This window comes from Jatrophihabitans sp. sgz311053, from assembly GCF_056135305.1.
Genome location: NZ_JBWAXP010000001.1, coordinates 1,892,193 through 1,916,150 on the forward strand (window position 1 = coordinate 1,892,193; position 23,958 = coordinate 1,916,150).

Genomic DNA, 23,958 nt, shown 5'->3' on the forward strand with positions numbered 1-23,958 from the left:
GGACATCAGGTCGCGGCGCCGGCCGCGGCGGACTTCTTCATCGCGGCGCGCCGAGCGACGGCCTCGGCCGCCAGGTCCTTGGTGACGTGCTTCTTCAGCTGCAGCAGCGCGTACTGCGGATCCACCGGTTCGCCGGAGGTGGGGTCGGTGATCTTGGCGCCGGCCACGTTCCACTTCTCCTTCTCGGCGACGGCGAGGAGAGCCTTCTCGCTGAAGTCCTTGACGATGCTGGACCAGGCGGGGTCCTTCGCCATTGCCGCGAGCAACGCGTCGCGTTTCGCGGTGGCTGCGGAGGCGTCCGCCTCGTCCAGGAGCTTGTCGGCCTTCGTCTCCTCGCGGTCCTCGGCCTCGAAGACGCGGAAGTTCATGGCGACGCCGCTCTCCCGGAGCGAGAGCAGCAGCGTGATCAGCGCGTCGCGGGACTCCTTCTCGCCGGCCTGGTTGTTGCTGAGGAAGTCGATCTTCCCCGCCTCGACGCGGAGCTTGCCGGCCACCGCCGTGTCGCTCCGGTCGAGCAGCTTGCTGTGGTCGTCGTCGGGGATCTCGCCCAGGGCGAGGTGCAGCTGGTGGCCGTGGTCGGCGGCGAAGAGCTGCCGGCCGTCGGGCGCGGCGAACTTCTTGTCGGTCGTGTCGGCGAGCTCTCCCTCCAGCTCGCCGGCCGAGCTGCGGTAGAGCAGGCCACCCTTGAGGGTGACGGCGGTGCGTTCCAGGTCGAGGGAGGTCGGGGCTGCCAGCCCGTCGGCCTTCTCCTCGGTCCGGTCGCCGGCGGGGGTCGCCGAGCCCTGCTTGCCTGCGTCCTTCTTCTCCTCGGCGACCGGCTCGCCGGCCAGACGCTTCTTCAGGTTGCGGAGTGCGATCTTCTTCTTGATGGCAGCCGTCGCGACGAAGTAGGCGATCCAGGGATCCTTGCCCTTCGCCGCGGCACTGGCGCTGACGGCCAGGCCGCCACCCGTGGCGCGGGCGAGCTCGCGGTCGATGGCGCCGATCTCCTCGCGGAACTTCGTTCGGGCTTCGATCTTGGCCGTGTCCTTGGCCTTGGACTCCTCGGCGGTGGGCTCGAATTCGGCCTCCAGCTCGCTCTGTGTCGGCCCGGCTGCTGCGGCGGCGCCAGCGGCAGGCGCGTCGGGCTCGTCGTCCTTGCCCTCGGCGAGGACCTCGCCCGGTTCGGTGCCGAAGTCACTGTCGCCGCCGGAGACATCGGTCTCGAAGGAGAGCTCGGCCATCGCCGGTTCGGCCGCGGCCGGTGCAGCCGCCGCGGGCTCGGTGGCGGTGCCCTGCGCGCGCTCGGCGCGGGCCGCGGCCTCCTGCGCTTCCAGATCGGGGCCCGGCTCGGGCTCAAGTTCCGGTTCGGCCTTGGCCTCGGTGGGGGCCGGAGACGCCGCGGCCGAAGTGGCGGCCGGAGCGACGGCCGGAGCGGCGGCGGTGGCCGGAGCGGCGGCGGTGGCCGGAGCGGCGGCGGTGGCCGCCACTGCTGCGGCCGGGGCGGCGGGCTCGGCAGTGGTCGTGGTCTCGGCGTCCTGCTTGCGCTCGCCGGGCTCGGCGGCCGCGACATCGGCGAACTCCGGGTGATCGTCGAAGAACCACGCCGGGATGATGGGGTCGTCGTCACCGGTAGCCGGGACGGCGGCGGGCGGTGCAGTGACCGCGTTGGCGCGCTTGCGCCCGGAGGCAACCCCGGTCACGGCCGTGGCGTCCTTCGCTTCGGCCGCGGGCTCGGTCGTGGGTCCGGCGGCAGTCGCGGGTGCGGCGGCGGCCGCGGGTGCGGCCGCGGGTGCGGCGGCAGTCGCTGTTGTGGCGGTGGCCGGCTTGGGCTTGCCCGAGACCAGCCGCTTGGCCGAGGCGTCGACCTTGTCGCCGGCCTTGGTCAGGGTGTGGTCGACCTTGCTGCCGACCGCGGCGATCCGGTTGTCGACGGCGGCCTCGATGGTGCCGGGGATGTTGGTGACCCTCGCGCCGACGGCGTTGACGACCCGGCCGGCGGTCTGTCGCTGCAGCTCCTGCGCCTTGTCCTTGGCGCCCTGCTGCACCCCGGAGAGCAGCTGCGTCGCCACGGCGGGCATGGGGAACGGCGCCTTCGGCGTGAGCGCGCTCATCGCCGTCGTGCTGATCTTGTCGGTGGCGCTCTCGAGCTGTTCGTACAACTTGTCGAAGAAGCCCATGGCGTCCCGTCCTCGGCGATGATCGCGGTCAGGCTACGCCGGGGGTCGGCTGCCCGAACAGGTGCGGACGGCCCGGAGCAGAAGTCGATATCGTCGCCTGGTGACCACCTCGGAACGTGCCTTCGTCACCGCCCACCGGGACGAGCTGCTCGCTGACCTCGACGCCTGGCTGCGCATTCCGGGCATTTCGGCACAACCGGAGCGCCACGCCGACGTCCGTCGCAGCGCCGAGTGGTTCGCCGACGCCGCGCGGTCGGCGGGCTTCCCCACCGTCGAGGTGCTGGACGACGGACCCTGGCTGCCGGCCGTCTACGCGGAGTGGCCCAGCGACGATCCGGCTGCGCCCGTCGTCCTGGTCTACGGCCACCACGACGTGCAGCCGGTGGATCCGCTGGAGCTCTGGCACACCGATCCGTTCGTCCCCACCGTCGACGGCGACCTGCTGCGTGCGCGCGGCGCGTCGGACGACAAGGGTCAGCTGCTGTTCCACCTGCTCGGCGTCCGCGCGCACCTCGCCGCCACCGGACGGAACAGCCCGGCCGTGACGCTGCGACTGATCATCGAGGGCGAGGAGGAGTCGGGCTCACCGCACTTCGAACAGCTGCTGGCCACCCACGCCGACAAGCTCTCGTGCGACGTCTGCGTCGTCACCGACACCGGCATGCTCGCGCCGGACGTCCCCAGCACGGTCACCGGCATGCGCGGTCTCGTCGCCGCCACGGTGAGCCTGCACGGCCCGGATCTCGACCTGCACTCCGGCCAGTTCGGCGGCGCGGTGCCCAACCCGGCGACCGCGGTGGCCCGGCTGGTCGCGGCGCTGCACGACGACGCGGGCCGCGTGCAGGTGCCGGACTTCTACGACGACGTCGTGGAGCTGACTGACCACGAGCGGGCCCTCTTCGCCAAGGTCCCGGCCGACGACGCCCAATTCCTCGCAGTGGCACAGTCGCGCGCTGTCTACGGCGAGGCCGGGTTCTCCACGCTCGAACGTCTCGGCGCGCGGCCCACCGCCGAGGTCAACGGCATCGGCGGGGGATACCAGGGCGCCGGGCACAAGACCATCGTGCCGAGCGACGCGCAGGTCAAGATCAGCTTCCGGCTCGTGGCGAACCAGGATCCGGCAGCCATCGCCGCGGGCTTCGAACGCTTCGTCGCCGACCACGTCCCCGACGGCATCGACGCGACCGTCGAGTGGGAGGGGTCCGGTGTCCGTGCCTGCTTGGTGCCGATCGGGACCCCCGCCTACGTCGCGCTGACCGACGCCATCTCGGAGGCCTTCGACGGCGCCGAGGTGTTGCCGACCCGGGAAGGTGGCAGCGGCCCGGAGGCGGCGCTGCAGCAGGCACTCGGCGCACCGCTGGTCTTCCTCGGCGTCGGCCTGCCCGACGACCAGATCCACGCGCCGAACGAGAAGGTCTCGCTGCCCATGTTGTACAAGGGCGCGGAGGCAGCCGCGCATCTGTGGTCGCGGCTGGCCGAGGTGGGGCGTGCCGGTCTCACCGTCGCCGCGGGAGAGCCGTCGTGAGAACCCGCCAGCTGCTCGCCGGCCTGCTCGCGACGACCTCGCTGGCCCTCGCCGGCTGTGCCCAGGTCGTCGACGGCAGCGGCACCGAGGCGGCGGCCTCGTCCTCCGGCGACTTCCCGACGCCCACCTCCAGCCCGACCGGGTCCACCGACCCGACGCAGTCCTCGGACTCGGTGCCGTCACCGACCCTCACCTCGGGATCCAGTAGCGGGAGCAGCCCCGACCCGGACTTCCGCTGCCCCGGCATCACCTACTCCAGCGCCCGCATGACCTTCGACTGTCTCTCCGACGACATGAAGGTCAGCACGGGTGGCACCGTCTTCTCGATCTCCATGGCGCAGACCGTCGAATCGGTCTCCGGTCTCACCATGGCGCAGGGCGCGATGCTCTACACGGGCTCGGCGAAGACCTTCCCCTCGATCGCCGCCGACATCCGCATCGACATGACCAACAAGGGCTACTACGGCACCGACCCCGACTACGACCTCGACGATGTCGAGTACTCCACGCTGGACGGGCACAAGGCCTACACGGTCGCCGACACCATCACCTACAACGCGGCCTGGACCGCGTCGAAGAAGTCCAAGGTGAAGACCGAGAAACGGTGGCTCGTCCTGGTCCAGCTCAACGACGGCCGCTTCACGGCGTGGTTCGCGAGCATCCCCGACGTCGCCAAGCAGTACTGGTCCCGTGTGCCCGCGGCGATACGCTCCATCACGATCAACGAGTAGCGGCGGCCGGGGCTGCCGTCGGTCCGGGCGTCCGGTCCGTAGGGTGAGCGTGTGCCACCCCGTGCCAAGAAGCTGCCGTCGCCGTCCTTCGACCTGACGCACCACACGCTGAGCAACGGCTTGCGCGTCGTCGTCGCGCCCGACCGCTCGGCGCCCGTCGTCGGCGTCGCCGTGCTCTACGACGTCGGTATCCGCAGCGAGCCGGAGGGGCGAACCGGTTTCGCGCACCTCTTCGAACATTTGATGTTCCAGGGCTCGGCCACGCTGGAGAAGCTCGAGCACTTCCGCTACGTCCAGTCCAGTGGCGGCACCTTCAACGGCAGCACCCACTTCGACTACACCAACTACTTCGAGGCGCTGCCGTCCAACGCCCTGGAGCGGGGACTCTTCCTGGAGGCCGACCGGATGCGCAGCCCGCGCATCACCGAGGAGAACCTCGCCAACCAGCTCGAGGTCGTCAAGAACGAGATCCGCGTCAACGTCATGAACCGGCCCTACGGCGGGTTCCCCTGGATCCACCTGCCGGCCGTCCTCTTCGACACCTTCGCCAACTCGCACAACGGCTACGGCGGTTTCGAGGATCTGGAGTCGGCGACGGTCGAGGACGCGGCCGACTTCTTCACCACCTACTACGCCCCGTCCAACGCCGTGCTCGCCGTCGCCGGCGACCTCGACGCCGACGAGACGCTCACCCTGGTCGAGAGGCACTTCGGCGGCATCAAGAAGCGCGCCAAGCCGAAGCGCCCCAGCTTCGCCGAGCCCGCACTCACCGCCGAGCGCCGCGACACGCACCACGACGCCCACGCCCCGATCCCCGCGGTGGCCATCGGCTACCGGCTCGCCGACCCCGTCGGCGACCTCGACGGTCTGCTGGCCAAGCTGCTGCTCTGCGAGGTCCTCACCGACGGCGACGCGTCCCGACTGCAGCGCCGGCTCGTGCAGCGCGACCACCTGGTCACCGACATCTCGGCCTATGTGGGGGAGTTCGGCGATCCGTTCGACGAGCGCGACCCCACCACGCTGACCTTCAGCGCGCACTACCCCGATGCCGGCGCGCTGGAGGCCATCCTCCGCGCCCTGGACGAGGAGCTCGCCCGCGTGGCGGACGGCGGTTTGGAGCCCGGTGAGCTCGACCGGGTCCGTACCCGGCTGGTGAGCGTGATGCTGCGCGACATGGACGCCGTCATCTCCCGCACGCTGGAGTTCGCGAAGTTCCAGCTCATCCACGGCCGGGCCGAGCTCATCGCCGAACTGCCCGAGCGGCTCGCGGCAGTGAGCGAGGCCGCGGTCCGCGCCGCCGCGGCCGAGCTGCAACCGCAGCGCCGGGCCGTCCTCGAACTCGTCGCCGGAGGGGCCAAGTGACCGCCGCCAAGAAAGCCGCCAGCAAGGCTGCCGCTAAGAAGGTCACACCCGCGAAGCCGGCTGTGGCCGGCGTTCCGGCGTTGACGGCACCGCGGACGGCTCGCGCGCTCAAGACCCTCTCGACGACACTGCCGAACGGGCTGCGGGTCGAGGCCGTCCGCAAGCCGGGGGTGCCGATCGTCGAGGTCCGGCTGCGTTTGCCGTTCCTCTCGGCCAAGGCCGGCCACCCCGCGCGGGCCTCGCTGCTCAGCGACACGCTGCTGACGGGGGCCGACGGTCGGGACCGCGCCGGCCTCGCCGCCCACATCCAGAGCCTCGGTGCCGACCTCTCGGTCTCGGTCGACGCCGATCGCCTGGTCATCGGCGGCAACGCGCTCGCCACCAACCTCCGGCCCCTGCTGGAGCTGGTGGCGGGGGTCGTGACGGCGCCGGCCTTCGCCAAGGACGAGGTCGCCACGGAACGGGACCGCCTCGTCGAGCGGCTCACGATCGCCCGGGCACGCAGCGGGGTCGTCGCCAGTGAGGCCCTGTCGCGGCGGATGTTCGGCGACCACCCCTACGCCCTGGACCTCCCGGACCCGGACGCCGTCGCCGCCGTGACCCCGGCCCAGCTGCGCGCGCTGCACGGCTCCCTGGTCTGCCCGGGCAAGGCCGTGCTGGTGATCGTCGGCGACGCGGTCCCGGCCCGCATGGTGGAGTATGCGCAGGCCGCCTTCGCCGACTGGACCGGCGACGCGCCGGCGGCGAAGGTGCCGGCGCTGCCTGACCCCGCAGCCGGGCCGCTGCTGCTCATCGACCGTCCCGGCTCGGTGCAGACCTCGCTGCGGATGGGGCGCCGGGCGATCCCGCGCGAAGACCCCCGCTTCCCCGGCCTGCAGCTGGCCAACCTCATCTTCGGTGGCTACTTCTCCTCGCGCTGGACGGAGAACATCCGCGAGGACAAGGGCTACACCTACGGTCCGCACAGCCGGTTGGAGCACCACGCCCTCGGCTCGACGCTGAGCCTGGAGGTCGAGGTGGCCAGTGAGGTCACCGCCCCGGCGATGCTGGAGACCTGGTACGAGCTGGGCCGCATCGCGTCGCTGCCGGTGACCGAGGCCGAGGTGGACGCGGTGCGTCAGTACGCGATCGGCACACTGGCGCTCTCTACCGCGACGCAGGCGGGGCTGGCATCCACGCTGTCGGCGCTCTCCGCCTTCGGCCTGGGGCTCGACTGGATCAAGGAGCACCCGGCTCGGCTGCTCAAGACCACGGTGGCGGACGTCAGCGCCGCGGCGGCCGAGTTCTTCACTCCCGCCTCGTTCACCTCGGTGATGGTGGGCGACAGCGCGCAGATCGCGGGGCCGCTCGCCGGCCTGCTCCAGATCGAGACGGCGGGGTGAGCGGCTCGCCGCTCTCGGATCGTCCGGGGCCGCCCCTTGCCCGCGAGGCCTTCGACCGCGCCGCCCACCGCCGCACCGACGACGCGTGGCTGGCGGCGGCCTGGCCCGAGGCGCGGGTGGTGCTCATCAGCCCCGGCTCGGCGACACCGGTCGGGGCGAACGGTCACGCGGACTTCCGCGCGGCGACGACGCTCGGCGAGCCGTCGCGCCGCCTCCTCGGGGTGGTCGACGGCGTCCCGTACTTCACGGTGACGGCCGAGCCGGACGGCGCCGACAGCGCCGACGCAGGCTGGCTGACCCTGCGCGACATCGGCGCGCGGAGCACCGACCTCGAGGGCGCGCTGCTCGCCACCGCCATCGGCCTGGAGCAGTGGCATCAGAAGCACACCCACTGCCCGCGCTGCGGGGCGGCGACGACCGAGATCAACGCGGGGTGGGTGCGGCAGTGCCCCAATGACGGCAGCCACCACTTCCCGCGGACCGATCCGGCCGTCATCATGCTCATCACCAGTCCGGACGGCGAGCAGGTGCTCCTCGGACGCGGTCAGCAGTGGGGACCCGGCCGCTTCTCGACACTCGCCGGCTTCGTCGAGCCGGGGGAGTCGCTGGAGCAGGCCGTCGCGCGTGAGGTCTTCGAGGAGGTCGGGGTCGGGGTGCGCGACGTCCGCTACGTCGCCAGCCAGCCGTGGCCGTTCCCTGCCTCGCTGATGCTCGGCTTCACCGCGGTGCTGGACGGCGACCCCGGCATCACCGTGGATCCTGTGGAGATGGCCGAGGCCGGCTGGTTCACCCGTGAGGACGTCCGCCGGGCCGCAGACTGGACCGACGACCTGACCACGCCGCTCGATGTGGACGAGAGCGTGAGACTTCGCGCCATCCCGCCGCACTTCTCCATCTCGCGCTTCCTCATCGACGGCTGGCTCTGACGCCTCACCCCCCGCTACTGGACCCCTCAGCCCCCGCTGTTGGACCCCTCACGCCCCGCTGCTGGACACCTCGCTACTGCCGAGTGGTCGATTCCCACTGCGAGTGGTCGCCCCGGGCGCGACCACTCGGTGCAGGAATCGACCACTCGGCGGCGTGGTGAGGTGACGCCGGCGTGGTGAGGTGACGCCGGCGTGGTGAGGTGGCGCCGGGTCAGTCGGCGGGGTCGGCCATGGCGAGCAGCTCGGCCGCGGCGGCGTCGGGGTCGGTGACCTTGATCGTGGTCATCCCCAGCGCCCGGGCCGGCTTGAGGTTGATGCCGAGATCGTCGAGCATGATCGTCTTCGCCGGGTCGGCGCCGAGGCGTTGCAGCGCCAGCTCGTAGATCGCCGCCTCCGGCTTGCGGACGCCGTCGACGCTCGACTCGATCACGGCGTCGAAGGTCTCGAAGACCCAGGCGGCGTCCGGCTCGGCGTGCAGCGTGCGGATGTTGTTGGTGATGAGCCCGACCCGGAGGCCCAGCTCGCGGCAGCGCTCGATGGCCGCGAGCATGGCCGGGTAGGCGCTCTCGCGGGACGGCCCCAGCGATTGCAGTGCGGCGACCACCTCGGCGCCGTCGAGCCGATGTCCCAGGGCAGCCGCCTCGTCGGTGAACGCCGCGGCGAAGGCCGCCGCGTCCAGCTCCCCGCGCTCGGCTCGGGCCCAGGCGTTGTCGTCCGGGTTGTGCGAGTTGACCTCACGGACGGCGTCGGGTGACCCGCCCGCGCGGCGGGCGAGCTCGGCGAAGGCGGCGAAGGGGCTGGCGATCACCACCCCGCCGAAGTCGAAGAGCACGGCCTCGAAACGCGACGGGGACATCATGCCCGTCACTCTGTCAGGCGCCGGCACCGACCGACTCGAAGGCCTGCCACATCCGGGCGTAGCGCCCGTCGGCGGCGAGCAGGTCGTCATGGCTGCCGGACTCGACGACCGTCCCGTCAGCCATGACGACGATGCGGTCAGCGGCGCGGGCGGTGGGGAGGCGGTGGGCGATGACGACGGTGGTGCGACCGTGCGCGACCTGCGCCATCGCCCGGTTCACCCGCGCCTCGGTGGCCAGGTCGAGGCTGGACGTCGCCTCGTCGAGCAGCAGCAGCACCGGGTCGGCCAACTGCGCCCGCGCCAGCGCGATGAGCTGCCGCTGCCCGGACGACAGCGAGCCGCCCCGCTCGCCGAGGACGGTCCGGTAGCCCTGCGGCAGCGTCGCGATCACGTCGTGGGCGCCGACGGCACGGGCTGCGGCCTCCACTTCGGCGTCAGTCGCCTCCGGACGGCCGTAGGCGATGTTGTCCCGGACCGGGCCGGTGAAGAGGAACGACTCCTGCGGCACGTAGCCCAGTCCCCGGCGGAAGTCGCCGAGCGAGAGCCGGCGCAGGTCGTGCTCGTCGACGCAGACCCGTCCGGTCACCGGATCGTAGAAGCGGGCCAGCAGCTTGAGTACCGTCGACTTGCCGGCGCCCGTCTCGCCGACGAGGGCCACCGTCTCGCCGGCTGTGACCTGCAGGTCCACGTCGTGCAGCGCGTCGTTGCCCTCGGCCAGGGCGCCGGGGTAGGCGAAGCCGACCCGTTGGACGGTCACCGCGCCACGCCGCTCGCGCCACTGCTCGGCCTGCTCCGGCTCGGGGGTCAGCGTCTCCAGCGCCATCACCTCGGCGATGCGGTTGACCGAGACCCGGGTCTGCTGCCAGGCGTCGAAGACCTGGGACAGCTGCTGGATGGGGGCGAAGAACATGTCGATGTAGAGCAGGAACGCGATCAGCGTTCCGACGGTGATCGCGCCGCTGTCGATGAGCGCCGAGCCCACCCCGAGGACGAGGGCGTCCGCGACGGCGGAGAGGAAGAGGACGAACGGGAAGTACAGCGACACCAGCCGCTGTGCTGCGACCCGTGAGCGCCAGTAGCTCAGACCCAGCTCGTGGAAGCGGTGGGACGACGCCGCCTCGTGGCCGAAGGCCTGCGTCTCACGGATGCCGGAGACGTCCTCCTGGAAGGCGCTGTTGACGACGGCGATGCGATCGCGGGACAGGTCGTAGAGGCGCGTCGAGCGCTGCCGGAACCACCACGTCGCCAGCCCCAGCGGCACCATGACGGACAGCACCACGAAGCCGAGCTGGACGTCGATGACGAGTAGCGCCACCCCGACCCCGACAAAGGTCACCAGTGCGACCAGCGCCCCGAGCAGGCCGTTGCTCACCAGCTGCTCGAACTGGTCCACGTCGGTCGTCATCCGGGTCATGATGCGACCGGCCTGCTCACGCTCGTAGTAGTCCAGGGAGAGCCGCTGCAGCTGCGACCAGATCCGGACCCGCAGCGAGAACATGATCCGCTCGGCGGTGCGGCCGGTGACGAAGGTGGCGCCGATGCTCACCACCAGTCCGATCGCGGTGATGACCAGGAAGGCCGCCGCGCAGGCGAAGAGCGCCCCGCGGGACTGGTCCACCACACCCCGGTCGACGCCGGCGCGGACCAGGGCTGGTCCGGCCAGGCCGAAGACGGCGTCCAGGATCACCAGGCCGAAGCCGAGGGCGAAGGCACGCCGGAATTGGCGCAGCAGGCCGCCCAGGGAGAAGTGGCGATCCCGCGAGTGGTCGCGGGCCGGGTCGACCGCGATGTCGTCGCGGACCGGGGGGAGCGCCTCGACCCGGGCCAGCAGGTCGGGAGTCGCCGGCAGGCCGGCCATCGCGGCGGCAGTACTCGCCGGGCCGCCGCCCACCGTCCGGGCCGTCGCGGTCCGGGACGGGGCCGCCGCGGCTGGCCCCCAGGCCTGCGACGTCACCGCGGCCAGGGCCTCGATGCTGTCGCCGGCCTCGCGCAGCGGCTCCTCGGCCAGCCCGGAGAGCAGCGCGCGGTACCGCGCGCTCGACGCCGAGAGCTCGTCGTGCGTGCCCTGCTCGATGGCCTTGCCCTCGGCCATGACGACGATGCGATCGGCCAGGTGCAGGGTGGAGGCGCGGTGCGCCACCAGCAGCGTGGTGCGTCCGTCCAGGACGTCACGCAACCCGTCGTGGATGGCGGCCTCGGTGGTGGCATCGATGGCGCTGGTGGCGTCGTCCAGCACCAGGACGCGAGGGTCGGCGAGGACGGCCCGGGCCAGGGCGACGCGCTGGCGCTGTCCGCCGGAGAGGGTGAGGCCGCGCTCGCCGACCACGGTGTCGTAGCCCCGCGGCAGCCGCGTCACGAAGTCGTGCGCCTGCGCCACTCTCGCTGCGGCCTCGATCTCGGCGGGGGTCGCGTCGGGACGGCCGAAGGCGATGTTCGCGCCGATCGTGTCGGAGAAGAGGAAGCTCTCCTCGAAGGCCATGCCGACCTGCCGGCGCAGCGACTCCAGGGTCAGCGTCCGCACGTCATGACCGTCGAGGCGGACCGAGCCGGCCTGCGGGTCACGGAACCGGGCGACCAGCATCGCGACCGTGGACTTGCCGCTGCCGCTCGCCCCGACCAGCGCGACCCGCTCGCCGGGCTCGATGCGCAGCGAGAAGCCGTCGAGGACGGGAGTCTCGCCGTACCCGAAGCGGACATCGCGGAACTCCAGCGCGCCGTCCGCGCGGTCGAGGGTGACCTCGCCGTCGGTGACACCGGAGCGCATCGCCAGCAGCCCGAAGATCCGCTCCACGCCGGCGCGGGCCTGCTGCCCGACGGTGAGCAGCCCGGCCAGCTGGCGGGACGGGGCGACGAACTGCCCGACGTAGGTGGAGAAGGCGAGGAACGTGCCGAGGCTGATCGAGCCGTCGAGGGCCAGCAGTCCGCCGAGCAGCAGCATGGCGACCTGGGCCAGCGTGGGGATGGCCTCGAGCAGGGGCTGGAACCGCGCCGTCAACCGAACGGCCCGGACCCGCGCGCCGTAGAGCGTGCGGGCGACGCCGGTGAGGCGCTCCAGCTCCCGCGCCTCCTGGCCGAAGGCCTTAACGACGCGCACCCCGCTGACACCCTCGTCGACGATCTGCGCGACGTCACCTTCCTTCTGCTGCGCGTCCCAGGAGGCGGGGAAGATGCGCGTGCGCATCCGGTAGGAGACGGCGAAGAGCGCGGGGATCACGACCAGTGACACCGCGGCCAGCGGCGGTGACAGTACGAACATGACCACGACGGCGAGCACCATCTGGATCGCGTTGCCGGTGATCAGCGGCAGGAAGGAGAGCAGCCCGACGACCAGGGTGGAGTCGGAATTCGCACGGGAGACGAGCTGGCCCGTGGGCAGGGTGGCCAGCGTGCCCTGGTCCAGTTGCTGCAGGTGGTCGTGGACGGCGTTGCGCAGATCCAGCTGCACGCTGTAGGCGACCTGACCGCCCCGGTAGCGGCGCAGATAGGCCAGTGCGAAGCTGGCCCCGGCGACGGCGAAGAGCACCAGCAGCCACGGCCAGAGCGGGTCGCGACGCGCCACCACGACCTCGTCCACGATCTCGCGCGCCACCAGCGGCACCACCACCTGCGCGGCACTGCCGAAGAGGGCCGCGGTGAAGGCGATGACGACGTTGCGACGGTGCCGCAGCGCGGCCCGAGCGATCAGCCGCAACCAGCCGGGGGAGTCCTTCTCGTCTCCCATGGCCGTCACGTCCACTCACAGTACGGACGGGGTACGACAGGGCGCTGCGTTCTCATCCGGCCGTCAGTCCGCGCACGGCGGGACGACGCGGATCGTCGAGCTTGACGACGACGTCGGCGAGTTCGGCGGGGGCGACGGTGGCCTCGTACTCGGCGAAGGCCGGCAGCGTCCAGGCGTCCTCGGGCGGCGTGCGCCGCGCGAGGGCGGCGGGGGAGAGCGCCAGGTGGACGACGACGTCGAGATCCAGGCCGAGGCCGAGCAGCAGCTCGCCGTGCAGCACGAGGACGGCGCCGTCGGGCAGCGGCTGCGGCACGGCGTGGGTGGAGCGATCGGTGTCGGGATCGCGCAGTGACGGGAGGTACTCACCGCGCGTCACGGCCGGCCGCAGCACCTCCCGCTGCAGCGCGGCGTGGTCGAGCCAGGTCAGGTACGACTCGACGTCCTCGCGGCCGTACTCGAGCCGGACGGACGCATCCCGCCAGAAGAGCCTCGACCTCAAGCTCACCGTCGGCCGACCACGGGCCTGCAGTGGCTCGACGAGCCTCGTCGCCCACTCCTCCGGTTCGGCGGCGGGGGGCCCGTCGATCGCGACCCGCACCACGCCGGGCCGGTCGGCGATCAGCTCGGCCAGGGCATCTGCCAGGCGCTCCGGCGTCAGCGGGCGCCAGGCGCTCACGCAGCCAGCTTGGCCTTGACCTGCCCGACGGAGGGGTTGGTGAGGGCGGTGCCGTCGGCGAAGACGAGGGTCGGGACGGTGCGGTTGCCGCCGTTGGCGCTCTCGACGATGGCTGCGGCGTCCTCGACGCGCTCGATGTCGACCTCGACGTAGTCGATGCCTTCGCGGGCGAGCTGGGCCTTGAGCCGGTTGCAGAAGCCGCACCAGCTGGTCGTGTACATGGTGAACATCGGGTCGTTCGCTCCTCGGGTCGTGGCCTCGATCCTACGAACCCCTGCCGACGTCCGGGCATTCCGACGTCCCACAAGGCAGATTGCACAAGAAGCATTGCGCAAGGAGTCTTGTGTAATTAGGCTCCCTGCCATGGCTGACGAAACCACCCGGCAGATCACGGACACCAAGGTGCTGGCGATCCTGTCCCACCCCCTGCGACGCCGCCTGATGGACATCCTGCTGCTGGAGGGCCCGGCGACGGCGACCGCGCTGGCCGAGCACACCGGGCAGGCGGTGGGCAACATCAGCCACCACCTGAAGATGCTCGCGGGGGTCGACCTCGTCGCCGAGGCGCCGGAGCTGGCCCGTGACCGGCGCGAGCGCTGGTGGCGCCTCGTGGCCCGGACCGTCCAGTGGAACACCAGCGACTTCGCCGGAGACCCGGCCAGTGAGGCGGTCGAACAGGCCGCCGTCTCCCTCAACGTCGACCGGCAGGTGAGCTTCGTCCGGGCGTGGAACGACGCCGATCCCGACGAGCGGGCCCACTGGGGCGACGGTCCGTTCGCGACGGCCACCTGGCTGCGGCTTACCCCCGAGGAGCTGCGGGAGTACGGCAGGGAGCTGCGGGAGGTCATGTCGCGGTGGGGCGAGCGCGAGCTGCCCGAGGACGGGCAGGAACGCCGTCCGGTCTTCACCTTCGCCCACGGCGTCCCGGCGAAGCCGTGAGCGGCGCCGGGCCGCTCGCCGGCGTCCGCGGTCGCGACTTCCGCCTGCTCTGGTTCGGTGAGACCGCCTCGGCGCTGGGGTCCAGCGTCACCGCGCTCGCGCTGCCGCTGGTCGCGCTGACGCAGGTCGGGGCGGGCGTCGTCGCCATCGGCGTGCTCGAGGCCGTGGCGTGGCTGCCCTGGCTGGTCATCGGGCTGCCGGCCGGTGCCTGGGTGGACCGCCTCTCACCCCGCCGGATCATGATCTGGTGCGACGTCGTCTCGCTCGTCGCCTTCGCCAGCATCCCGGCGGCGGCCCTCGCGGGCGCGCTCACGCTGGCGCAGCTCGTCGTCGTCGCCGCGGCCGTGGGTGTGGCCAAGGTCTTCTTCTCCACCTCGTACCGGGCGATGATCCCGACGCTGGTGGGGGAGGGTGAGCTGGTCACGGCCAATGCCCGGTTGCAGGGTGCGGAGTCGGCCGCCACCATCGGCGGGCCGGGCGTGGGCGGGCTGCTCGCCCAGCTTGTCGGGGCTGCGAACGCGCTGCTGGTCGACGCCGTCAGCTTCGCCGTCTCCCTGGGCTGTCTGCTGCGGATGCGGCCGGACGCACCGCGTCCGATCACCCCGCGGCGCCGGCTGCGCGACGAGGTCGCCGAGGGGGTCCGGATCGTGGTCCGCGACCGGCTGCTTCGGACCTTCGCGATCAACGGCGCCTGTGCCAACCTGGCGCTGACTGGCGCGAACGTCCTCGTCGTGGTCTTCCTGGTCCAGGGGGTGGGCCTCGGTGCGGGGGCCGCGGGACTGCTCATCGCCGTGGCGGGCGCCGGCGGTGTCCTCGGCGCGCTGGTGGCGCCGCGGCTGGCCCGTCGCGTCGGCACCGCCCGCGCGCTGTTGATCTTCACCGTCGCCGGACCGGCCTCGGCCCTGCTCGTCCCGTTCACCGGGACCGGAGCGGCGGCGGCCTGCTTCGTCGTCGGGGACGCCGGACTGGTGGCGGCGTGCGTGGCCGGCAACGTGATCCGCGCCAGCTTCGTCCAGGGTTACTGCCCGCGGGAGCTCTTCGGCCGGGTCACCACGACGCAGCAGGTCGTCAACTACGGCGCTATCCCGCTTGGTGCGGTCCTCGGTGGTGCGCTGGGTGCCGGACTGGGGTACCGCAGCGCGCTCGTGGTCGTCTTCCTCGGTTACCTCGCCTCGACGCTGCTGCTGGTCTGCTCGCCGGTGCGCCGGCTGCGGAATCTGCCCACCCGTCTGGAGGCCGTGTCCGACCCCGCTGGCAGGATCGCTGTCCGTGACCGCCGCCGCCGCCGAGCAGATCCTCGAGGGCCTCGACCCCGAGCAGCGCGCCGCGGCCTCCGCCGTGCGGGGCCCGGTCTGCATCCTCGCCGGCGCGGGGACGGGCAAGACCCGCGCCATCACGCATCGCATCGCCTACGCGGTGCGCTCCGGGGCCGTCCCGGCCGGGCAGCTGCTCGCCGTCACCTTCACCGCCCGCGCCGCCGGTGAGCTGCGGACCCGGCTGCGGAGCCTGGGAGCCCACGGCGTCCAGGCGCGGACGTTCCACGCCGCGGCGCTGCGGCAGCTGCAGTACTTCGCGCCCCGCATCCTGGGCGGCGGCATGCCCGACGTCATGGACAGCCAGCTCCGCGTCGTCGGCAACGCGGCGGCGCGGCTGCGGCTCAAGGTCGACCGCACCGAGCTGCGAGACCTGACGAGCGAGATCGACTGGGCCAAGTCGGTGCTCGCCACGCCCGAGGGCTACGAGGCGAAGGCCCGCGAGGCGCGACGTGAGCCGCCGATGACGGCCGGGACGGTGGCCAGGCTCTACGAGGAGTACGAGGCCACCAAGCGGCGGATGGGCGTCATCGACTTCGCCGACCTGTTGCTGATCATGGCCGCCGGCATCGAGCAGGACGCCGTGGTGGCCGAGGAGGTCCGCGGCCGGTACCGCCACTTCGTCGTCGACGAGTACCAGGACGTCTCGCCGCTGCAGCAGCGGCTGCTCGACGCCTGGCTGGGTGACCGCGACGACCTCTGCGTCGTCGGCGACGCCAACCAGACCATCTACTCCTTCGCCGGAGCGACCCCGAACCACCTGCTGAACTTCTCCCGCCGCTTCCGGGAGGCGGTGGTGGTCCGGCTGCACCGTGACTACCGCTCGACCCCGCAGGTGGTGTCGCTGGCCAACTCGTTGGTGGGGGGTGGTCCGGGCGGCGTGAACCTGGTGGGGCAACGCCCCGATGGCCCCGAACCGACCTTCGCCGAGTTCGACGACGAGCCTGCCGAGGCCGCGCACGTCGCGGTCCGCTGCCAGCGGCTCATCGAGGCGGGCACCCCGGCCAGCGAGATCGCGGTGCTGTTCCGCATCAACGCCCAGTCCGAGGTGTACGAGGCCGAGCTGACCCGCGCCGGGGTGCCTTATGTGCTGCGCGGTGGCGAGCGGTTCTTCGACCGTCCCGAGATCCGGGAGGCCCGGCTGCTGCTGCGCGGCGCCGCCCGCAACGGCGAGGTCGCCGACGAGGCGCTGCCCGACGCGATCCGCGGCGTCCTCTCCAGCCTCGGCTGGTATCCCGACAACGCGCCCCCCGGCGGCGCCGCCCGGGAGCGGTGGGAGTCGCTGGCCGCGCTCGTCACCCTCGGCGACGACCTGCTCGCGCTCAATCCCGAGGCCCACCTGGACGACTTCACCGCTGAGCTCGACGCTCGCGCCGGCTCGCAGCATGCGCCGACGGTCCAGGGTGTGACGCTGGCGTCGCTGCACTCGGCCAAGGGTCTGGAGTGGGACGCCGTCTTCCTGGTGGGGCTGACCGACACCACCCTGCCGATCCAGCACGCCACCACCGCCGAGCAGCTCGCCGAGGAGCGGCGCCTGCTCTACGTCGGCATCACCCGAGCCCGGGAGCAGCTGGCGCTGTCCTGGGCACTGGCCCGCAGTCCCGGTCAGCGCAAGGGACGGCGCCCGAGCCGGTTCCTCGACGGCCTGCGTCCCGACCTGCCCCGGGCTGCCGCGCCCAGGAAGAAGAGCAAGGCGCCGACGGCCGACGACGCCGAGCTCTTCGGCCGGCTGCGGACCTGGCGCAAGGCACAGGCCGAGGCGCAGAAGGTTCCGCCGTACGTGATCTTCAGCGACGCCACGCTCGTCGCCATCGCCGACGCCCACCCGAAGTCCCGGGCGGGGCTGGCGCAGATCTCCGGTGTCGGTCCCACCAAACTGACGCGTTACGCCGAGCCCGTTCTCGCCCTGCTCGGCGGTGCCGACCCGGCCGATGTCGATCCCGTCGAGGTCAGCTGACCCGTCCCGGGTGGCCTCGCGCGTGGTCGGGGTGGGTGTGCGGCGGGTCGGCAGGATGTGGTGCGGCGTGTCGGCCTGTTGGTGGGCTACGCGCCGACATCGCGCTCGCCGGCGGCCGCGCTCGCTGTCTAGGCGAAGCGCTTACGACTCGTCGGGAACCGGCTCCCGGACCGCGGCGGCGAGCACCCCGGCCAGCACGATCAGGACGACCGCCACCAGCAACGCCCACCGCACCCCGTCCAGGAAGCCGGTGACGAAGGGCTGCAGCTGCGGTGTGCTCTGCAGCGCCGAGGCGATGTCGACGCCGCCGATGTCCCCGCCGGTCTGCAGCAGTCGGATCGCTGCCTCCTTGCCGCCGGCGAGCCTGATCACGACCGGGTCGACCTTGTCGACGGCGCCGGTGAGGTAATGGTTGACGACGGCGCCGAGCGCGGCGACACCGACCACGGCCCCCAGCTGCCGAGCAGTGTTGGTGGCCGAGGCCGCCATGCCGGCCCGCCGCGCCGGGACATGGGTCAGCACCGCCGAGGTCAGTGGCACCACGGTCACGCCGAATCCGAGCCCCGCCACCGCCAGCGCGGCGGCCAGCAGCCAGGACGTCGGCTCGGTCCCGGCCAGTTCGGTGCGTGCCAGCAGCGTCCCGGCCGCGGCGAGCAGGCAGCCGGTCGCGGTGGGCCAGCGTGAACCGGCCCGTCCCACCCAGCGTCCGGTGAGGACCCCGCCCACCACGATGGCCACCGCCATGGGCGCGAACATGGCCGCCAGTTCGCCGCCGCCGTACCCGAGCGCGACATCGAGGTAGAGCGCCGTGAAGAAGAAGATCGCGAAGACGCCGAAGTAGACGGCGAAGGCTGCGAAGAGTGCCGACGCCACGACCGGCCGTCCCATCAGCCGCAGGTCGAGCATCGGCTCCCGCACCCGCAGCTCGACCGGGACGAAGGCGATCAGCAGCACCGCGCCGACCACGAAGATCGCGAGCACCCACCCGCTGGTCCAGCCGCGGTACTCGCCGGTGATGACGGCGAAGATGAGGCAGCCCAGGCCACCGGCCGCGAGCACGACGCCGGCGACGTCCCACCGTCCGGGGCGGGGATCTCGCGACTCCGGCACCAGCCGGACGACGGCGGCGACGAGCAGCCCCGTGACGAGCAGGTTGAACCAGAACACCCAGCGCCAGCCGCCGGCGGCGACGAGCAGCCCGCCCACCACGGGGCCCAGCGCCAGCGCCAGCCCGGAGACCGCGGCCCATGCCCCGAGGGCCCTGGCCCGGGTCCGGTGATCGGGGAAGAGCTGTCGCAGCACCGACAGCGTCTGCGGTTCGCAGGCTGCCGCGCCCACGCCCATTACGGCGCGCCCGGCGATGATCCAGCCCACCCCCGGCGCGAGGGCGCAGAGCAGCGAGCCGGCGGCGAAGACCGCCAGCCCCACCAGCATGAGGCGCCGCCGTCCGAAGCGGTCGGCCAGCGAGCCGCCGAGCAGCATCAGGCTGGCGAAGACGAGGGCGTAGGCGTTGACCACCCACTGCAGCGGGATCACCCCGGCGCCGACGTCGGAGACGATGTCACCGAGCGTCACGCTGACGATCGTGGTGTCGAGGAAGGTCAGGAACAGCACGCCCAGGACGGTGGTGAGCGCGGCTCGACGCGAGGTGGTCAGCGCGGCCGTCACGCGCGCCAGTCTCGCAGCCCGCACCGGCGTCCACCTCCCGGCGTCCCTGCCGCCGCGCCGCCGGGCGAGCCGGCCGCGCCGCCGGGCGAGTCGGCCGCACCGTCCGGCGAGTTAGCCGCGCCGGGACGTGCAGGTACGAGGCAGCGGGTAGACCGGAGATCGACACCGCGTCCCCGCGAGGAGCTGAGCACCATGTGCGGCATCGCCGTCGTCCACGACCTGCACCCCACCCCCGAGCGGCTGCGTGCCGCCGCCGCCCTCGGCGAGGCCATGCTGGACCCGATCGCCCACCGCGGCCCGGACGGCCGGGGCTCGCGCCTCGTCGGCCCCACCTGGCTGGGCCACACCCGGCTCGCCATCGTCGACCTCGACGGCGGTGACCAGCCCATGACGGGGGGCCGCTCCGGACTGTGGGTGGCGGCCAACGGCGAGATCTACAACCACGCCGACCTGCGCGAGCGGCTGACGGGCCCCTTCGCCACCGATTCCGACAGCGAGGTGATCCTGCACGTCGTGGACCGCTTCGGTACCGGCGGCATCCACGACATGCGGGGCATGTACGCCTTCGCCGTCGCGGGACCGGACGGCGAGGTGGTGCTCGCCCGTGACCCGCTGGGCGTCAAACCGCTCTACTGGGCCCGGCACGACGACCGCATCCTGGCGGCCTCCGAGCTCGGGGCCTTCCCCGCCGAGGTGCGGCCGCTGGTCGAGGAGTTCCCACCCGGCCACCACTGGACGCCCACCTCCGGACTGCAGCCCTTCGTCGACCTGCGCCGCGACCCGCTCGGCGGGGACGACCCCGTCGGCCCGCCCTTCACGAGCCGGGACGAGGCCCGGACCGCGATCCGCGAGACCCTGGTGACCGCGGTCGGCGAGCGGATGATGGCCGACGTCCCGGTCGGGGTGTTCCTCTCCGGCGGGCTGGACTCGAGCCTCGTCGCGGCGATCATGGCCCGTGCCTCGGCGAGCCCGGTGCACTCCTTCGCCGCCGGCACCGCGGAGAGCAGCGATCTCGTCGCCGCCCGGCGCGTCGCCGACCACCTCGGGCTGATCCACCATGAGCGCATCTACTCCGACGACGAGGTCGTCGACGTCCTGCCGACTGTCGTCTGCTCCATCGAGAGCTACGAGCCGTCCCTGGTGCGCAGCGCCGTCCCCAACTACCTGCTGGCCGAGCTCGCCGCGCGGCACGTGAAGGTCGTCCTCACCGGCGAGGGTGCCGACGAGCTCTTCGCCGGCTACCACCACCTGCGTGAGCTGGACGTCACCGCGCTGCGCGATGCGCTCGTCAGCGGCATCGAGACGCTGCACCACCTCAACCTGCAGCGCTGCGACCGCGTCACCATGGCCCACGGCCTCGAGGCGCGGGTGCCGTTCCTGTCGCGGGACATGCTCGCCGTCGCCCAGCGGGTCCCGCTGGAGTGGAAGCTGCTCGGCGCGGACGGGCAGGAGAAGGCCATCCTCCGCGAGGCCTTCACCGGCTGGCTGCCGCACGAGATCCTCTGGCGCCGCAAGGAGCAGTTCGGCGACGGCTCGGGCACCGCTGACGTGATGTCCCGACAGGCCGAGCGGCTGGTGCCCGACCTCGAGTGGCAGTCGGTCCGCATCCCCGGCCTGCCCGTCGCGCGGAGCCGGGAGGAGCTCGGCTACCAGCGCCTCTTCGCCGACCACCTCGGCGGCATCCGGGCCGAGCAGGTGCTGGGGCGCTTCGCCACGGCGTGACCGGGCGCATCGGCTGACGCGGCGGTGGTCGCCGAGGGCGGGGCACGGCCGCCGTCGGGTGGCGTGACACCCCGGCAATACCCCCGTGTCACCCTGGGCACGTGCCGCCGCTGCAGCCCGCCCCGGACGTCGCGCGGACCGCGGCGTCCCCGCGCGGCGTGCAGCCGTCGAGCGGGCTCACCGCGACCTCGGCACGGGGGCTGGCCGGGATGATCGCCGCGGGCGAGGTCACGGCCGAGGAGGTGGTGGCCGCACATCTGCAGCGCATCGCCGAGGTGGGCGCGACCACGCATGCGCTCGTGCAGCTGGACAGTGAGAGCGCGCTGGCGGCGGCCATCGAGGTCGACCGCGCCCGGCGGCAGGGGCAGCAGCCGGGTCCGCTGGCCGGCGTGCCCTACGTGGTCAAGGACAACGTGGACGTCCGCGCGCAGACGACCTCGTGCGGCTCCCGGGCCCATGCCGGCGTGGTGGCGCTGCGGGACGCCCCCGTCGTCGCCCGGATGCGGCGGGCGGGGGCAATCCTGATCGGGCGGGCCAACATGGACGAGCTGGCCATGGGCGCCTCCACCCACACCTCCGCCTTCGGCCCCACCCGCAACCCGTGGGATCTGCGTCGCAGCCCCGGCGGCAGCAGCGGCGGCAGCGCCGCAGCGGTGGCGTCCGGCCTCGCGACCTGCTCGATCGGGACGGACACCGGCGGGTCCATCCGCGAGCCCGCCTCGCAGTGCGGCGTCGTCGGCATGGCACCCTCGCCCGGCCTGGTGCCGGTCGCCGGCACCGTCCCCTTCGCGCCGGAGTTCGACCGCGTCGGCCCGCTCGGCCGGACGGTGGCCGACACTGCACTGCTGCTCGCCGTCGTCGGCGCCCGACCGGAGCTGGCGGCGGCCTCGCTGCACCCGAGCACGCTGCGCCGCGCCCGGGTCGGGATCGTCACCGAGCTCTGCGGTTCCCGCAATCGGCCCGGCGTCCTCGCCCGGCTCGAGGTGGCGCGCCGGGCGCTGACCGAGCTCGGCGTCGACGTGGTGCCGGTCTCCGTTCCGGACGGCCTCGCCGCCCTCGGGGCCTACATGACCATCACGTCGGCCGCCGCCGTCCCGGCGCTCGACCCCTACGTCCGGACCGGGCAGGCCGGCGACGAAGTCGTCCGCCGCTGGGAGATGGGACGCGCGCTGCTCGCCGACGGTGCCGGCGAGTTGGCCGCCGCGGAGGCGGTCCGCGCCGCGCTGCAGCAGCAGACGCGCGCGGCGCTGGCCGAGTGCGACGTGCTGCTCTCACCCACCATGCCGACGACCGCGCCGCTGCTCTGGGACGAGACGGCCGACGGACGGCACATCCATGCCGAGGTGCTGGCCGACCCGATGACGGCGCCGTACACCGACTGCTGGACGGTCGTCGCCAACCTCACCGGGCTGGCGTCGTTGTCGTTGCCGGCCGGCCGCTCGGACGACGACGGGATGCCGGTGGGCGTCATGCTCAGCGGCGCTCCCGGCGCCGACGGCGGGCTGCTCGGCCTCGCCGCAGCGCTCGAGGCGTGCGGCATCGACGCCGGGTAGATGCGGCTCGAAATAAATGAGTTGCCCTCTCTCCACGGGCCTCGATAGCCTCACCCGCGAACCACACGCCACGCTTGCGACTCGTCGCGCGCGCCGACACCGAGAGGAGCGCCCCGTCATGGACAACACGATCTTCCAGCCCGTTCACGCGGGTGCGTACGGTCTCGGCGCCTCGGTCACCGGCGAGTGGACCGCCCAGCAGCGCGGCACGGTCGGCTTCGGCCTGGCCGGCTCCGCCACGTCCGTTCGCAGCCACGTGATGGCCATCGATGTCGCCCCGACCACGGGAGACGTCTCGCTCCGTCCGGCAGCCGCTGCCGATGCAGAGCCGGCCCGCAAGCGGGGTCGCCCACCTCGAGGAACACTGCGCTGACACGCTCAGCGCATCGGCTCCTCGAGGCCGCGGCTCCCCAGACGGGAACCGCGGCCTCTTTTTTGTTCCTCGACCGGCAAGGGCCCATATGACACCCGGAATGACGCACCACCGCACGAGCAAGGCCACCCGCACGACCGCCACCGCACCCACACCGCACCGAACAGACGAAGGAGGTGACCCGACGTGTTGACCAGTTGTCCGACTGACGAGCGCGAGCTCATCGATTCGATCGGGATCGAGCCGCTGGACCCACTCGCCAAGGACTGCCCCGAGGACCTGCCCTGCCGGGTCGAGGACGGCGAACTCTGGTTCGCCGACACGCCCGCCGATCTCGAGCAGGCCAAGGCGTTCTGCGCCGAGTGCCCGGCTCGGCTCGCCTGCCTCGCCGGCGCCCTCGAGCGTCGGGAGCCCTGGGGCGTCTGGGGCGGCGAGATCTTCGAGCGCGGCGCCGTGATCGCTCGCAAGCGGCCCCGCGGCCGCCCGCGCAAGACCGACGTGGTCGCCGCATGACCGCCGTCATCACCGCCGGCGGGATCGCCGGACGTCACACCACCGACTACCTCATCAGGAGCACTGCCATGTCATGTATGAACGAAGCCCTCGCGCGTGACCGAATGCGCGAGGCCGAGCAGCGGGCCCGTCAGGCCTCGCTGGCTCGGGAGGTCGTGGCCGCCCGCAGGTGGCGGCGCGTCTCGTCCTACGCCCGTGCCGCCGAGTCGCGGCATGCGGCGCGGGTCGCGCGGGTATCGGGCGTCGCAGCCTCGCGCTGACGGCGAGCAGCCGCCGTCGCGGCTGCCCCCGACCCGGTGTTGAACGACCCGGTGCCGACGGCCGCCGGACCCTCGTGGTCCGGCGGCCGTCTCGTTGTCCGTGCGGTCGGTCGCGCGGAGCCGGTCACCACCACTGCTGGTCGAGCTTGGCCTCGATCGCCCGCACGTACTCGCGGGTGCAGCTCGGACAGGTCCACCGCAGCTCGCCGGCTCGGCCCGCCGTCTCGCTGGTCCAGCCGAGGGGCGAGTCACCCTCGGTCGCCGCGTCGGACGAACGGCCGCAGAGGCTGCAGTCGACGCTCACGTCAGCTGAGTCTCG

General features: G+C 72.7%; 19 protein-coding genes and 1 pseudogene. 13 read left to right on the forward strand and 7 right to left on the reverse strand.

From position 1 onward, the window contains the following. Positions 1-5: 5 nt before the first annotated feature. Entirely contained in the window at positions 6-2,159 is a 2,154-nt protein-coding gene (locus AC0NZQ_RS08410) for a hypothetical protein (protein WP_474529260.1), read from the reverse strand. Positions 2,160-2,256: 97 nt separating this feature from the next. On the opposite strand from AC0NZQ_RS08410, the gene AC0NZQ_RS08415 reads away from it, so the two are divergent. Genes AC0NZQ_RS08415 through nudC form a run of 5 tightly spaced genes read left to right on the forward strand, consistent with a single transcriptional unit; the run spans position 2,257 to position 8,085 of the window. Next, positions 2,257-3,684, forward strand: a complete 1,428-nt coding sequence (locus tag AC0NZQ_RS08415; protein WP_474529444.1) for a M20/M25/M40 family metallo-hydrolase — start codon at positions 2,257-2,259, stop codon at positions 3,682-3,684. Then, the gene (locus AC0NZQ_RS08420) at positions 3,681-4,415 is read left to right on the forward strand and encodes a hypothetical protein (protein ID WP_474529261.1); all 735 of its coding nucleotides are present in this window, start codon (positions 3,681-3,683) and stop codon (positions 4,413-4,415) included. The genes AC0NZQ_RS08415 and AC0NZQ_RS08420 overlap by 4 nt, the downstream gene beginning before the upstream one ends. Positions 4,416-4,466: 51 nt before the next feature. After that, entirely contained in the window at positions 4,467-5,777 is a 1,311-nt protein-coding gene (locus tag AC0NZQ_RS08425; RefSeq protein WP_474529262.1) for a M16 family metallopeptidase, read from the forward strand. Then, the gene (locus tag AC0NZQ_RS08430; protein ID WP_474529263.1) at positions 5,774-7,159 is read left to right on the forward strand and encodes a M16 family metallopeptidase; all 1,386 of its coding nucleotides are present in this window, start codon (positions 5,774-5,776) and stop codon (positions 7,157-7,159) included. Before AC0NZQ_RS08425 ends, AC0NZQ_RS08430 begins: the two co-directional genes overlap by 4 nt. Then, complete coding sequence (nudC, locus tag AC0NZQ_RS08435) at positions 7,156-8,085, forward strand: NAD(+) diphosphatase (RefSeq protein ID WP_474529264.1); 930 nt, start codon at positions 7,156-7,158, stop codon at positions 8,083-8,085. Before AC0NZQ_RS08430 ends, nudC begins: the two co-directional genes overlap by 4 nt. A 211-nt stretch (positions 8,086-8,296) precedes the next feature. On the opposite strand, the gene AC0NZQ_RS08440 is transcribed toward nudC, so the two are convergent. Genes AC0NZQ_RS08440 through AC0NZQ_RS08455 form a run of 4 tightly spaced genes read right to left on the reverse strand, consistent with a single transcriptional unit; the run spans position 8,297 to position 13,571 of the window. Beyond that, positions 8,297-8,944 carry an HAD-IA family hydrolase gene (locus AC0NZQ_RS08440; protein ID WP_474529265.1) on the reverse strand — a complete coding sequence of 216 codons (648 nt, stop codon included), beginning with the start codon at positions 8,942-8,944 and terminating at the stop codon, positions 8,297-8,299. A 13-nt stretch (positions 8,945-8,957) separates the two neighbouring features. Then, positions 8,958-12,665 (reverse strand): ABC transporter ATP-binding protein, encoded by a 3,708-nt coding sequence (locus tag AC0NZQ_RS08445; RefSeq protein WP_474529445.1) that lies wholly within the window; start codon positions 12,663-12,665, stop codon positions 8,958-8,960. Positions 12,666-12,717: 52 nt separating this feature from the next. After that, positions 12,718-13,341: a nucleoside/nucleotide kinase family protein gene (locus AC0NZQ_RS08450; RefSeq protein ID WP_474529266.1), complete on the reverse strand. Its 624-nt coding sequence runs from the start codon at positions 13,339-13,341 to the stop codon at positions 12,718-12,720. Beyond that, positions 13,338-13,571, reverse strand: a complete 234-nt coding sequence (locus tag AC0NZQ_RS08455) for a mycoredoxin (protein WP_474529267.1) — start codon at positions 13,569-13,571, stop codon at positions 13,338-13,340. Before AC0NZQ_RS08455 ends, AC0NZQ_RS08450 begins: the two co-directional genes overlap by 4 nt. A gap of 133 nt (positions 13,572-13,704) precedes the next feature. On the opposite strand from AC0NZQ_RS08455, the gene AC0NZQ_RS08460 reads away from it, so the two are divergent. The 3 genes and pseudogenes from AC0NZQ_RS08460 (at position 13,705) to AC0NZQ_RS08470 (ending at position 17,550) form a co-directional block, all read left to right on the forward strand. Next, on the forward strand, positions 13,705-14,280 hold the full coding sequence (locus AC0NZQ_RS08460) for an ArsR/SmtB family transcription factor (RefSeq protein WP_474529268.1): 576 nt from the start codon (positions 13,705-13,707) through the stop codon (positions 14,278-14,280). Then, a pseudogene (locus tag AC0NZQ_RS08465) lies at positions 14,277-15,437 on the forward strand (MFS transporter); the annotation flags it as partial. The gene AC0NZQ_RS08460 and the pseudogene AC0NZQ_RS08465, both read left to right, overlap by 4 nt. A 112-nt stretch (positions 15,438-15,549) precedes the next feature. After that, complete coding sequence (locus tag AC0NZQ_RS08470) at positions 15,550-17,550, forward strand: ATP-dependent helicase (protein WP_474529269.1); 2,001 nt, start codon at positions 15,550-15,552, stop codon at positions 17,548-17,550. A 141-nt stretch (positions 17,551-17,691) separates the two neighbouring features. Here the strand turns inward: AC0NZQ_RS08470 and AC0NZQ_RS08475 are convergent, their stop codons facing one another. Beyond that, positions 17,692-19,218: an MFS transporter gene (locus AC0NZQ_RS08475; RefSeq protein ID WP_474529270.1), complete on the reverse strand. Its 1,527-nt coding sequence runs from the start codon at positions 19,216-19,218 to the stop codon at positions 17,692-17,694. Between the two features lie 192 nt (positions 19,219-19,410). On the opposite strand from AC0NZQ_RS08475, the gene asnB reads away from it, so the two are divergent. From asnB to AC0NZQ_RS08500, 5 genes are all read left to right on the forward strand, one after another. Continuing rightward, complete coding sequence (gene asnB, locus AC0NZQ_RS08480; protein ID WP_474529271.1) at positions 19,411-20,940, forward strand: asparagine synthase (glutamine-hydrolyzing); 1,530 nt, start codon at positions 19,411-19,413, stop codon at positions 20,938-20,940. A 101-nt stretch (positions 20,941-21,041) separates the two neighbouring features. Beyond that, entirely contained in the window at positions 21,042-22,493 is a 1,452-nt protein-coding gene (locus AC0NZQ_RS08485) for an amidase (protein WP_474529272.1), read from the forward strand. Between the two features lie 118 nt (positions 22,494-22,611). Next, a complete protein-coding gene (locus tag AC0NZQ_RS08490) occupies positions 22,612-22,866 on the forward strand; it encodes a hypothetical protein (protein WP_474529273.1) in 255 nt (84 codons plus the stop codon). Between the two features lie 222 nt (positions 22,867-23,088). After that, positions 23,089-23,379: a WhiB family transcriptional regulator gene (locus AC0NZQ_RS08495; RefSeq protein ID WP_474529446.1), complete on the forward strand. Its 291-nt coding sequence runs from the start codon at positions 23,089-23,091 to the stop codon at positions 23,377-23,379. Then, entirely contained in the window at positions 23,376-23,639 is a 264-nt protein-coding gene (locus AC0NZQ_RS08500) for a hypothetical protein (protein ID WP_474529274.1), read from the forward strand. The genes AC0NZQ_RS08495 and AC0NZQ_RS08500 overlap by 4 nt, the downstream gene beginning before the upstream one ends. 124 nt (positions 23,640-23,763) lie before the next feature. On the opposite strand, the gene AC0NZQ_RS08505 is transcribed toward AC0NZQ_RS08500, so the two are convergent. Then, positions 23,764-23,943 carry a hypothetical protein gene (locus AC0NZQ_RS08505; protein ID WP_474529275.1) on the reverse strand — a complete coding sequence of 60 codons (180 nt, stop codon included), beginning with the start codon at positions 23,941-23,943 and terminating at the stop codon, positions 23,764-23,766. Positions 23,944-23,958 lie beyond the last annotated feature (15 nt).